Here is an 11797-nt window from a genome sequence, read left to right as displayed (position 1 = left end):
AACATCGCTATTCGCATGGCGACCCTGCCCAACATCCCAACCTCGGCGCGCACGCACAGGCTGCCGTTGGTCGCCGCGATCGCCGCCGGCTTCGTCGCGGCTGCGCTCGTCCTGCTCACGCTCGACGAGCGCGCGGTGGCGATCGGCTTCGCCGGCGCGGGCATCCTCGTCGCCGGCACGCTCTACGCCGCGGGCCGCATGCTGCGCAGCGAGGCGCCCGAGGACGCCCCCACCGACTGGTCCGTCGCGCACACACTCGCCGCCGCGTCGGACGATGCGCTCGCGGTCACCGATCGCGCCGGGCGAATGGTCTGCGCCAATGCCCGCTTCGAGGCGCTGTTCGCCGGCTGGCCGACTCCGCCCAACCTGCCGATCAGCGATTCCTCCGCCACCGCGCTCGGCACCGCCGCGCGCACGGCATGGCGCGACGGAGAAGGGCGGTGCGACGGCATCCAGGTGTTCGGCGCCCCCGTCTCCGCCCGCGTCACCCGCGTCGGCCAGGAATCGCTGGTCTGGCGCTTCATCGGCGTCCAGGCACTCGATCTCGCCGCGCAGGTCGAGACGCTGATTGCGGGGCACACCGGCGATCGCCTCGGCGGCTCGGGGATCATGACCGCTTTGGTCAATCCCGACGGACGTATCCGCTCGGCCAACCGCGTCTTCACCACCCGCGCGATGGGTGGCCCCGATTTGGCGATCGAAGGCCGCGACTTCGCCCGCTTCCTGATCACCGACAGCGCCGGCTTGGTCCGCTTCGAGCGCGAGGGGCTCGACGGCACGCCCCTGCGCGTCCTCCAGATCCCCTTCCTCGATGGCGAGGACGCGCCCTTGCTCGTCGCCTTGCTCGACGAAGAGCCGAGCAACCTGCCGACCCCCGCGATCGGCGCCAGCGCCACCGCGCATGTCCGCTCGCTGATCGCCTTGCTTCCCTCGGGCATGGCACTGGTCGATCGCGACGGTCGCTTCGTCCACATGAACGACGCCTTCGTGCGCGCCACCCGGATCAATCCCGCCGCGCCGCCGTTATACCCGATCGACCTCGTCGTGCGCGAAGACAAGGGCGCACTCGCCGACGCGGTCCGCCGCTTCGCCGGCGGCGCCGGCCAGTCGGCGGAGATGACCGTCCGCTTCACCGACGCCCCCGAGGAGCCCGTCGCGATCGCGATCGCCGGCGCGCGCGGGCTCGGCGAGGCCGCGGTCCTCATCAGCCTTCGCGATTCGGGCGAGGAGGGCAAGCTCAAGCGCCAGGTCGCCCAGGCCACGAAGATGCAGGCGGTCGGCCAGCTCGCCGGCGGCGTCGCCCACGATTTCAACAATATCCTGACCGCCATCATCGGCCATTGCGACCTCATGCTGATGCGCCACTCGCCCGGCGACGGCGACTATGACGACATCCAGCAGATCCGCGCCAACTCGAACCGCGCCGCCAGCCTAACCCGTCAGCTCCTGGCCTTCTCGCGGCAGCAGACGCTGCGCCCGCAGGTCCTCCAGCTCCCCGACGTCATTTCCGAAGTATCGAACCTGCTCAAGCGCCTGCTCGGCGAGACCGTCCGGCTCGAGGTCAAGCATGGCCGCAATCTCGGCCCCGTCCGCGCCGATCCGGGCCAGCTCGAACAGGTCGTGGTCAACCTAGCGGTCAACGCCCGTGACGCCATGCTGGCAAACCGCGCGGGTGGCGGCGCCGTCCTGACGATCGAGACGCTCGGCGTCTCCGCCAGCCAGGTCCGCCAGATGGGCGACGACGTGCTTCCGGTGGGCGACTACACCGCGCTGCGCGTCTCCGACAATGGCAGCGGCATCCCGCCCGACATTCTCGGCAAGATCTGGGAGCCCTTCTTCACCACCAAGGATGTGGGGAAGGGGACCGGGCTCGGCCTCTCCACCGTCTATGGCATCATCAAGCAATCGGGCGGCTTCATCTTCGCCGACAATGTCCCCGGCGGCGGCGCGCAATTCACCATCTACCTGCCGGTCCACGCCGCGGCCGAGGCGACCGTCGCCAAGGCCCCCGTCGGAAAAGCCAAGCCGGCGGACCTGTGGGGCAGCGGCACGATCCTGCTGGTCGAGGACGAGGATATGGTCCGCGCCGTCGCCGAGCGCGCGCTTACCCGCCAGGGCTATACCGTCGTCACCGCCGAGAATGGCGAAGTCGCGCTTGAGATGCTCAAGAACATGGACCCGCCCGATCTGCTCGTGTCCGACGTGGTGATGCCGCTGATGGATGGCCCGACGATGGCGCGCCACATCCGCAAGCGCTTCCCCAAGCTGCCGATCCTCTTCATGTCGGGCTATGCCGAGGAGCAGCTCCGCAAGTCGATCGATCTCCCCAATGTCGCCTTCCTGCCCAAACCCTTTTCGGTTCAACAGCTTGCCGAAGCCGCGCATGACGTTCTCGCACCGAAATAACTCTTGGCGGGCGCGTAAATTCCTTGCAAAGGGCAGCGCATGCCCGCCCTCCGCAACATCCTCATCGTCGAAGACGAACCCCTGATCGCGATGATGCTCGAGGATTTCCTCGACGCGCTCGATCGCAAGGTCGCCGGTAGCGCCGACAATGTCGCCGCCGCGCTCGAGCTGATCGACGCGGGCGACGTCCATGCCGCGATCCTCGACGTGAACCTGCGCGCCGGCGAGCAAAGCTGGCCGATCGCCGATCGCCTCGCCGAGCTGAACATCCCCTTCGTCCTTGCCACGGGCGGCTCGGGCGACACCATCGCCGAAAACCACCGCGGCCGCCCGGTCCTGTCCAAGCCCTTCACGATGGACGGCGTGGAAAAGGCGCTCAACGGGCTCGACGGGTAAACCGGTAAGCCGTCGACCGGCCCGATGCGGGCGAGCATCCCCTCGCAAAATGTCGGGCGGACCCGTCGGCCAACAAGCCCCGCGTCCGGTGGCGATCCGGCGTCGGTTCCGATAGGTTCGCGCCGATGCGCCTTATCTTCATCCATGGGCCGCCGGCGTCCGGAAAGCTCACGATCGGCCGAATCCTCTCCGAGAGGACCGGAATAGCGCTGTTCCACAATCATCTCGTGGTGGACGCCGTTGGCGCGGTTTTCCCCTTCGGATCGGAAGAGTTCATTCGGCTGCGAGAGAAGTTCTGGATGGATATGTTCACGGCAGCTGCGCGCTCGGGCCGATCGCTCATCTTCACCTTCGCCTCCGAAGCCAGCGTGGCCGAGGATTTTCCGCGCCGGACGTCCGATCTGGTCGAGGCCGCGGGGGGCGAGGTGACCTATATCGCGCTGACGGTAACCGACGCCGAGCAGGAGTCGCGCATCGGCACCGCTGCCCGCGCCGAGTTCGGCAAGCTTCGATCATTGGACCTGCTGCGCGAGCTGCGCCCGTCGATGAAGCGCGCCGAAGCGATGATGCCCAGACCGAACCTCGTGATCGATACCTCCGCCACCGCGCCGCGCGATGCCGCCGACGCCATCGCCCGACTGCTGAAAGACTGACCGTGTGGCCCTGAGCCGAGCTTCGGCAACCCCGGGCCGCCATCCCCGTGCAGGCGGCGATAGCGAAGGCAATCACCCCATCACGCGAACCGCATCCCCAATCCGCACCAGGCCCTTGCGCAGCGCAGTCGCATATACCCCATAGCCATTGCCGAACCGCTGGGCGACGGTCCGCAGAACCTCAGCATAGCGCACGCCGCTATCGGGATCGATCGTCACCATCGCACAGCGCGGGATCGCCGCGGTCACCCCCAGCAACGGGCCATCCTCCCCGAACGCCAGGCGCTTGCCGGCAAATTCGATCTCGGGCACGTCGCTCTCGATCACCACATTCATCCGGAACCGCCGCAGGTCGAGCGCCGACCCGTGCGCCGCCTCGACCAGCTTATGCCCCGCCGTCGTCACCACCGACAGCGGCATCGCATCATAGGTCCCCGTCGCCAGCTGGATCAGCCCGATGGGCCGTCCTACTGCGGCCGACAGCCGCTCGAGCAGCGCTGCGTCGGTGACGGTTCCCCGCCACCCATCGGGTGCGGCCACCTCGACTGCGGCTGTCCTGGGCGCGCCGCCCTCGGCATAGCGCGCCACGTGCAACACCATTTCGGACCACTTCCGCGCCGTGCACCAAGGAAAGCGCGAACCATCGTCGCGGAAATAGAAACCGTATTGCCGATCGCCCTCCATCCCCTGCCAATCGATCTCGGCGACCGCTAACGGCTCCCCGGCCATCGACTTGACCGGAAAACGCGTGAGCGCGGCGACATGGCCGACGATATCGCTCATGCGACGGTTGCCGGACCGGCATAGGGCAGGCGAGGGCTCATCGCGGCAGCGGCCCGCTCTCCAGCCGGCGCATGCGGAAGCCGAAGCCGTTCTCGCGGGTCCACGTCATGGTCGCCGGCACTTCGCGGCGCGGCGCATTGTCGACGCGCTCGGTCAGGTCGATACTGCCCTCGATCCGCACCCGATCCGCACGCTCGCCAAAGATCCGGCGCGGCCGGAAGCGATGCGTCGCCGCCTCGCGCGCCCAGACTTCGGACGCGGCCTGCGAGCCCTTCACGGGCGCGAGCCCCGGCCAGGCGAAGTCGACCTGTTCGTGGAACTGATATTGCAGCGCCCGCGCGAAATCGGGCCCGCGCGGATTGGCGAACCAGGTCGCCTCATAGGCATTGAGCGCCTGCGCCGCGGCCTGCCGGTCGCCGCCCAGCATCGTGCAGACACCCAGCCGGGTAATGTCGTTGCGGCTCGTCTCGGGATCAATCAGCCCGCAGGCCGGCATCGCCGCCACCGCCGCCTTGGCGAGGCGGAAGGCAAAGGGCACGGCCAGCCCGGCATCGCAGGCGCCCTCCGTCTTGCGACGGATCGAGCCGTTCGCATCCACTGCCTCCACCGTCACGACCCAGGAATGCAGGCAGATGCTGAGCATGGCGCTCGCCGGCGCGGGAGCGAGCTTGCGTTCGAACAGGCGTCCCTCGGCTACCAGCTCGTCCCAGACCGCCGCGGTTACCGTCGCCGTGAGCGACGGCGGCTCGGCCGGGCCGGCATCGGCCTTCGGGAAGCGCACGTCGACCCGCGGTTCGGTCGCCGGCGCACGCACGAAGCTGACCAGCGCCGCATCCCTGCCATAGCCGTCGACGAAGAAGGCGCGCATCATGACCGTCTTCGCCGCCGCAACCTGGTCGATCGGTGCCACGCCATAGGCGGCGCGCTGGCGCGCCTGCGCCTCGGGCAGGCAGCGATCCTGGCCGCTATCGTCGCGGCAATCGGCCTCCCTGGGGGCCGATTGCGCCGTGGCAGGGGCGGCGGCGAGGCATGCAAAAGCGAATGCGAGTGCCGGAAGGACGCGGGTGCGGGCAGGGCTCATGCAGAACTTCTGGCACGCGCGCGCGCCGGCTGCCATGGGTTTAGGCGGAAATCCGCCGCCAGGCGTAGTTCCCCTCTTGTTCCACGAGAACAAATGCGATACATACTCGATCAAGAGTTGAACGCGTGGTGCAAACCTTCTAGCGACTGGGGACGAAAAATGGCGGCATCTTTGAAGGTCATCGACAGCAAAATGGCAGCTCCCAGCACGGACAAGCAAAAGGCGCTCGAAGCCGCCCTCGCCCAGATCGATCGCGCCTTCGGCAAGGGTAGCGCGATGCGGCTCGGCTCGAAGGAGACGATGCAGGTCGAGACGATCGGCACCGGCTCGCTCGGGCTCGATATCGCCCTGGGTGTCGGCGGCCTGCCGCGCGGCCGCGTCATCGAAGTCTATGGCCCCGAAAGCTCGGGCAAGACCACGCTCGCGCTCCACGTCATCGCCGAGGCGCAGCGGGGAGGGGGCACCGCTGCCTTCGTCGACGCCGAGCATGCGCTCGACCCCGTTTATGCCAAGAAGCTCGGCGTCAATATCGACGAGCTGATCGTTTCGCAGCCCGATACCGGCGAGCAGGCGCTCGAGATCGTCGACACGCTGGTCCGCTCGAACGCGATCGACGTGCTCGTGGTCGATTCGGTCGCGGCTTTGGTGCCGCGCGCGGAAATCGAGGGCGAGATGGGTGACAGCCATGTCGGCCTCCAGGCGCGTCTGATGTCGCAGTCGCTCCGGAAACTCACCGGCTCGATCAGCCGGTCGCGCTGCATGGTGATCTTCATCAACCAGCTGCGCATGAAGATCGGCGTGATGTACGGTAATCCGGAGACCACGACCGGCGGCAATGCGCTCAAATTCTATGCCTCGGTCCGCCTCGACATCCGCCGCACCGGCCAGATCAAGGATCGCGACGAGATCATCGGCAACACCACCCGGGTGAAGGTCGTCAAGAACAAGGTCGCGCCGCCGTTCAAGCAGGTCGAATTCGACATCATGTATGGCGAGGGCATTTCCAAGATCGGCGAAATCCTCGATCTCGGGGTGAAGGCCGGGCTCGTCGAGAAATCGGGCGCCTGGTTCAGCTATGACAGCATCCGCATCGGCCAGGGTCGCGAGAATTCGAAGACTTTCCTCAAGGAAAATCCCGAGCTCTGCGCCCGTCTCGAAGCCGCGATCCGCGCCCGCACCGACAAGGTGGCCGAGGAGCTGATGGCCGGCCCCGAGCCCGACGACGATATCTGAGGGACGCGGCCTGGCCTCGAACCTCTCTCTAGCTTCGGCCGCGCCGCCACCTGCTGGTGCCTGGCAGCGGTCACGGGACGCTCGTTCCCATCGGAAGACCCGGCGCATTGCCCTGCGCCGGGTCTTTCGCTTTGTTGCTTCGTCGGGCAATCTTGTGAGTCAAAACACGCGAAAAGTGCGAAGCTAAGCCGGGAGCGCCGCCATGATCATCGTCCACCATCTCGAAAATTCGCGCTCGCAGCGCATCCTCTGGCTGCTCGAGGAGCTCGGGCTTCCCTATGAAGTGAAGCGCTACGAGCGGAACAAGACGACCATGCTCGCGCCGCCCGAACTCAAGCGCATCCACCCCTTGGGCAAGTCGCCGGTGATCGAGAATGACGGCCGCGTCGTCGCGGAAACCGGGGCGATCATCGACTATCTGGTCGAGCATGCCGACGGTCGCCTCGGCGCCCCCGCGCACCGCGACGATGCGCTGCGCTACCGCTTCTTCCTCCATTATGCCGAGGGCTCGCTTATGCCGCCCTTGTTCACCAAGCTCGTGCTCAGCCGCATCCCCCTGCTCGGCAAGGTCGCGCAGAAGAAATTCCAGCCGATGATCGACGTCCATCTCGATTATGTCGAGGCCGAGCTCGCATCGCGCCCCTGGTTCGCCGGCCAGGACTTCACCGCCGCCGATATCATCATGAGCTTCCCCCTCGAAGCCGCCGTCGCCCGCGCCGCGGCCACCGAAGGCCGCCCGCATCTCGCCGCCTGGATCGCCAAGGTCCACGCCCGCCCCGCCTACCAGGCGGCGCTCAAGGTCGGCGGGCCCTATGCTTATGCCTGATCGGGGAGGACTGCCCGCATGACCAAATATCTGATCTCCTTCCCCAGCGAAGCCATGGTCGTCAGCGACGCGGAACTCCCACGGGTGGCCGCCGAGTCGCTTGCCGTGATCGAGGAGGCCAAGGCCGCCGGCGTCTATGTCTTCGGCGGCGGCATCAACGAGCAGGTCGCGCCGGTCCGGCTCTCCGGCGACGGATCGATATCCGCCGAAACCTATCCCGGAAGCCGGCTCACCGGCGGATTCACCGTGCTCGAACTGCCGTCACGCGGGGAGGCGATCGCCTGGGCGCGCAAGATCGCCGTCGCCTGCCGCTGCGCCCAGGAATTGCGCGAATTCATGTACCATCCGGCGAGCTGATCAGGGCGCTCGCCGGCAAGACGGCACCCCTCAGCTCTTGCCGTAATCCTGGAAGCTGTCCTCGCTTCCCGGCCGCCCGGCAACTGGCAGCACGATCGCCTCGTCCGGATCCTCGGGCGCATCGAGCTGCCCCTCCCAGCGCGCCACCACCGTCGCCGCGACCGCATTGCCGATCACGTTGGTCGCGGTCCGGCCCATGTCGAGGAAATGATCCACCGCCAGGATCAGCAGGATGCCCGCCTCGGGGATCTGGAAATGCGCCAGCGTGCCCGTGATCACCACCAGGCTGGCGCGCGGCACGCCGGCGATGCCCTTGCTGGTGATCATCAGGATCAGCAGCATCGAGATCATCGTCGCCCAGTCGAGCTGGATGCCGTAGGCCTGCGCGATGAAGATCGACGCGAAGGTCATGTACATCATCGAGCCGTCGAGGTTGAACGAGTAACCCAGCGGCAGCACGAAGCTGGCGATCCGCGGCGGCACCCCGAACTTGTCGAGCGCCTCGAGCGTGCGCGGATAGGCGGCTTCCGACGACGCGGTCGAGAAGCCGAGCAGGATCGGATCGCGCAGATAGCGCAGCAGGGTCCCCGTCCGCCGCCCGACGATCAGGAAGCAGGCTCCTAGCAGCACCGACCACAGCACCGCGAGCCCGATATAGAAGGTCCCCATGAAGTAAGCGAGGTCGCCCACCACGCCCAGCCCCCGCGTCGCCAGCGTCCGCGCCACCGCGCAGAACACTGCGATCGGTGCGAACAGCATGACATAGCCGGTGACCGTCAGCATCACGCTCACCAGCGCCTCGAGTCCGTCGAGCAGCGGCTTGGCCTTCTCGCCCACCGCCGCCATGCCGACGCCGAAGAAGAGCGAGAAGATCACGAGCTGGAGGATGTCGTTGGTCGCCATCGCGTCGATGGCCGAGGTCGGGATGATATGGGTGAAGAATTTGGCCGCGTCGAAGCCGGTACGGTCGACTCCGCTGGCCGCCGCCGCGTCGGGGAGCGGCAGGTTCAGCCCCACGCCCGGCTGGAGCACGTTCACCAGGATCAGCCCCAGGGTCAGCGATATCAGGCTGGCGCAGACGAACCAGAAAAATGCCTTGATGCCCACCCGCCCGATCGCCCCGGTCCCGCCCATATGCGCGATGCCCACGACCAGGGTGGAAACCACCAGCGGCGCGATGATCATCTTGATCAGGTGCAGGAACATCTGCGTCGGGATGTCGAACCAATAGCTGGCGCCGGCCAGAAATTCGGTGCCCGGGCCGCCATTGTCGTCATAGGCGACGTTCATCCCCCAGCCGACCAGCCCACCGAGCAGAAGCCCGGCAATGATGTACCACGTCAGACGCTTGCCCACGCAAATCCCTTTACTTTCGTTGCCGGCAACGAAGGGGATTGTCGCCGCCGGGTCAACCCCTGCGCGACGGGGATTGCCCCGGCGGCCCTCCGCGCCCTATCGCGGGAAAGCCATATCGGAGCTGCTGCATGCCATCCCTCACTCGCCGCCAGATGATCGCCGCCGGAGCCGCGCTGCCGCTGCTCACCGCCCCCGGCCTGCTGGCCGCTGCCCAGCAGGACGTTTCCGAGCTCAAGGACCTCACCACCGGTGCGCAGCCGATCGGCCCCGCCGAACGGCAGGCGCGGATCGCCCGCGCGCAGGCGCTGATGAAAGCGGCAGGCATCGGCGCGGTGCTGATCGAACCGGGCTCGTCTCTACTCTATTTCACCGCCGTCCGCTGGGGCCGCAGCGAGCGGCTGACCGCGGCGATCCTTCCTGCAGAGGGCGAGGCCTGCATCGTCACGCCGTTTTTCGAAGAGCCATCGGTTCGCGAGAGTTTGGGCGTGCCCGCCGAGATCCGCGTGTGGCAGGAGGATGAGGATCCGCTCGCGCTGGTCGCCGCCTTCCTGCGCGAGCGCAGGCTCGACAAGCTGCCCCTCGGGATCGAGGAAACCAATCGCTATTTCATCGTCGACGGCCTCCAGCGCGCGCTGCCCGGCGCCCGGATCGTCTCGGCCAACCCGGTCGTCCGCGGCTGCCGGATGATCAAGACGCCCGCCGAGATCGCCTTGATGCAGCTGGCGACCGACGTGACGATCGCCGCCTATCGCTGGACCCATCGCCGCATCACCGCCGGCATGACGCCGCAGGATATCGCCGCGTTGATGAGCGCGGCCACCCGCAAGCTCGGCGGGTCGAACGAATGGAACCTGATCCTGCTCGGCGAGGCCGCGGCCTATCCGCACGGCACCCGCAAGCCGCAACGCGTCGTCCCCGGCGAAGTCGTCCTCATGGACTGCGGCTGCAGCGTCCAGGGCTATCAGTCCGATGTCTCGCGCAGCTTCGTCTTCGGCGAGCCGACGCTGGAGCAGCGCAAGGTCTGGGACGAAGTCGCCCACGGCCAGCAGATCGCCTTCGAAGCCGCGAAACTCGGCGTTCCCGCGGGCAGCGTCGACGACGCGGTCCGCCGATACTACACGTCGCTCGGCTACGGCCCCGACTACAAGCTCCCGGGCCTCTCGCACCGCACCGGCCACGGCATCGGCATGGACGGCCACGAGCCGATCAACCTCGTCCGCGGCGAAAAGACCTTGCTCGCCCCCGGCATGTGCTTCTCCAACGAGCCCGGCCTGTATCTCCCCGGCAAGTTCGGCATCCGCCTCGAGGATTGTTTCCACATGACCGATGCCGGCCCGAAATGGTTCAGCGTCCCGCCCAGGTCGATCGACGCGCCGTTCGGGTAAGCGCGCCGGGGACGGCACAGGGGCATTGCGGCGCTAAAAGCCGCTCTTGGCGTGAAACGCAGTTACCGGTCCATGGGCGGTGTCCAGGCAGCCAGGCCCAGCGCCTTTCGCATCTTGATGATTCCGTCGAGCTGGGTTGCCTGCTCGCTGCCGACTCGGTCGATCTTCCAGCCAGTCGGCGCCTTCACCAGTTCCAATGTCACCGATCGCGTCGCCGGCTCGCCGGTGAAGAGTGCAAAGCGCGCGATCGCACGGGCGCGGCCCGGCGCGATTTCGGCTGCCGTCACCCGAAGCGTCCGCTTCAAGACCGCTTCGTCCATGTCCTGGCATCCGCACAGCGCGCCGGCATCCTCGGAACAGAGCCCAAAGGATTCACTCTCGCCGAGCTTGCGATCGTAGCGCGTCTGTAGCGCTGCGCATTCTGCCGCGATGGCATCGGCGCGCGGCGTCATCAGGGACGGTCCTGTTTCCTCATATGCGTAGGCGCGGCGCACCACCGTTTCGATCGCAGCGAGGTCGGTCGCGGCCAACCCGCCGGTCGCGCGTGCGGTAGGAGCGGATGACGGCAAGGCTGTTGCTGCGCTTGGCTTGTAACAGCTCGCCAGCGCGGCAGCGAAGGCGGCATCGGCGCCCGCCAGCGGAAACCCCGCGGGCGGCATCCCGGTCACATGCAGCGAAGCGACGCCGCCCGCCGCCATCCGGCCGAGCAGCGCGGGATCGGTGATCGGGATCATCCATGTTTCAGACGTGCCGATCCGTGCGAGCCCGACCTCGTGGATCGCCGCGCCGACGATCAGCCGACCGCGCGCCGCGCGCGCCGTCGCCTTCGTTGCCAGACGTACGGCCATTAACGGCCGCCCGCGATCGCAGGTGACAGCCACGCCGCGAAGCGACGTTCCGGGCACTTGCACCCGCGCCGCGGTCGGCTGGCCTGGCTGCTGCACTGCGGTCCAGCCCGCCTGCGCATGCGCAATCGACGGTGAGAACAACAGCGTCGCAACAGCGGCGCAAACCAGTCTCATTGCCATGTTTCCCCCCAGACCGTTGAGCCACCGTAACTATACCATGATTGCTACGTCTCCAAAATGGCTAGGATCCTGGAGGCGGCCCGCACGGGGTGGTCGTGTGGGCGATGCGCTCGGTACATCGTCTTCGTAACCTCGGGGACGATCCCGGCCAGCCGCGACCGGTCCTCCTCTTGGCCACTGTCCAGCGCCAGGAACCGGCAGCGATCTCGCTCGCAGCTTCCGCTCCCGTCGCTGCCTCGCAGGCGCCTGGACCGAAAAGGTCGGACCCAGGCAAAACTGGTCGCCATATCCGC

Annotated in this window: 11 protein-coding genes; 7 read left to right on the top strand and 4 right to left on the bottom strand. The window is 67.4% G+C overall.

Annotated features, from left to right (window positions below):
* Positions 1-15: 15 nt before the first annotated feature.
* The 3 genes from OKW87_RS03815 (at position 16) to OKW87_RS03805 (ending at position 3455) form a co-directional block, all read left to right on the top strand.
* Entirely contained in the window at positions 16-2406 is a 2391-nt protein-coding gene (locus OKW87_RS03815) for a response regulator (protein ID WP_265542418.1), read from the top strand.
* 39 nt (positions 2407-2445) lie between these two features.
* Positions 2446-2802, top strand: coding sequence for a response regulator (locus tag OKW87_RS03810; RefSeq protein WP_265542416.1), 357 nt, complete (start codon positions 2446-2448; stop codon positions 2800-2802).
* A 125-nt stretch (positions 2803-2927) separates the two neighbouring features.
* Entirely contained in the window at positions 2928-3455 is a 528-nt protein-coding gene (locus OKW87_RS03805; RefSeq protein WP_265542414.1) for an AAA family ATPase, read from the top strand.
* A 72-nt stretch (positions 3456-3527) separates the two neighbouring features.
* Here OKW87_RS03805 and OKW87_RS03800 read toward each other — a convergent pair whose 3' ends face one another.
* On the bottom strand, positions 3528-4238 hold the full coding sequence (locus tag OKW87_RS03800; protein ID WP_265542412.1) for an MOSC domain-containing protein: 711 nt from the start codon (positions 4236-4238) through the stop codon (positions 3528-3530).
* A gap of 37 nt (positions 4239-4275) precedes the next feature.
* On the bottom strand, positions 4276-5319 hold the full coding sequence (locus OKW87_RS03795; RefSeq protein WP_265542410.1) for a hypothetical protein: 1044 nt from the start codon (positions 5317-5319) through the stop codon (positions 4276-4278).
* A gap of 159 nt (positions 5320-5478) precedes the next feature.
* On the opposite strand from OKW87_RS03795, the gene recA reads away from it, so the two are divergent.
* The 3 genes from recA (at position 5479) to OKW87_RS03780 (ending at position 7735) form a co-directional block, all read left to right on the top strand.
* Positions 5479-6552: a recombinase RecA gene (recA, locus tag OKW87_RS03790; protein ID WP_322740330.1), complete on the top strand. Its 1074-nt coding sequence runs from the start codon at positions 5479-5481 to the stop codon at positions 6550-6552.
* A 202-nt stretch (positions 6553-6754) separates the two neighbouring features.
* Entirely contained in the window at positions 6755-7378 is a 624-nt protein-coding gene (locus OKW87_RS03785) for a glutathione S-transferase family protein (RefSeq protein WP_265542406.1), read from the top strand.
* Positions 7379-7396: 18 nt separating this feature from the next.
* Positions 7397-7735, top strand: coding sequence for a YciI family protein (locus tag OKW87_RS03780; protein WP_265542404.1), 339 nt, complete (start codon positions 7397-7399; stop codon positions 7733-7735).
* A gap of 30 nt (positions 7736-7765) precedes the next feature.
* On the opposite strand, the gene OKW87_RS03775 is transcribed toward OKW87_RS03780, so the two are convergent.
* On the bottom strand, positions 7766-9091 hold the full coding sequence (locus OKW87_RS03775; protein WP_265542402.1) for a dicarboxylate/amino acid:cation symporter: 1326 nt from the start codon (positions 9089-9091) through the stop codon (positions 7766-7768).
* A 128-nt stretch (positions 9092-9219) separates the two neighbouring features.
* Between OKW87_RS03775 and OKW87_RS03770 the strand changes: the two genes are divergently transcribed.
* Positions 9220-10476: a M24 family metallopeptidase gene (locus tag OKW87_RS03770; protein WP_265542400.1), complete on the top strand. Its 1257-nt coding sequence runs from the start codon at positions 9220-9222 to the stop codon at positions 10474-10476.
* Between the two features lie 62 nt (positions 10477-10538).
* On the opposite strand, the gene OKW87_RS03765 is transcribed toward OKW87_RS03770, so the two are convergent.
* On the bottom strand, positions 10539-11498 hold the full coding sequence (locus OKW87_RS03765; protein WP_265542398.1) for a hypothetical protein: 960 nt from the start codon (positions 11496-11498) through the stop codon (positions 10539-10541).
* Between the last annotated feature and the right edge of the window lie 299 nt (positions 11499-11797).

Origin of the sequence: Sphingomonas sp. M1-B02, from assembly GCF_026167525.1 — a bacterium.
GTDB lineage: Bacteria > Pseudomonadota > Alphaproteobacteria > Sphingomonadales > Sphingomonadaceae > Sphingomonas.
This window is presented reverse-complemented; position numbering and strand designations above follow the sequence as displayed.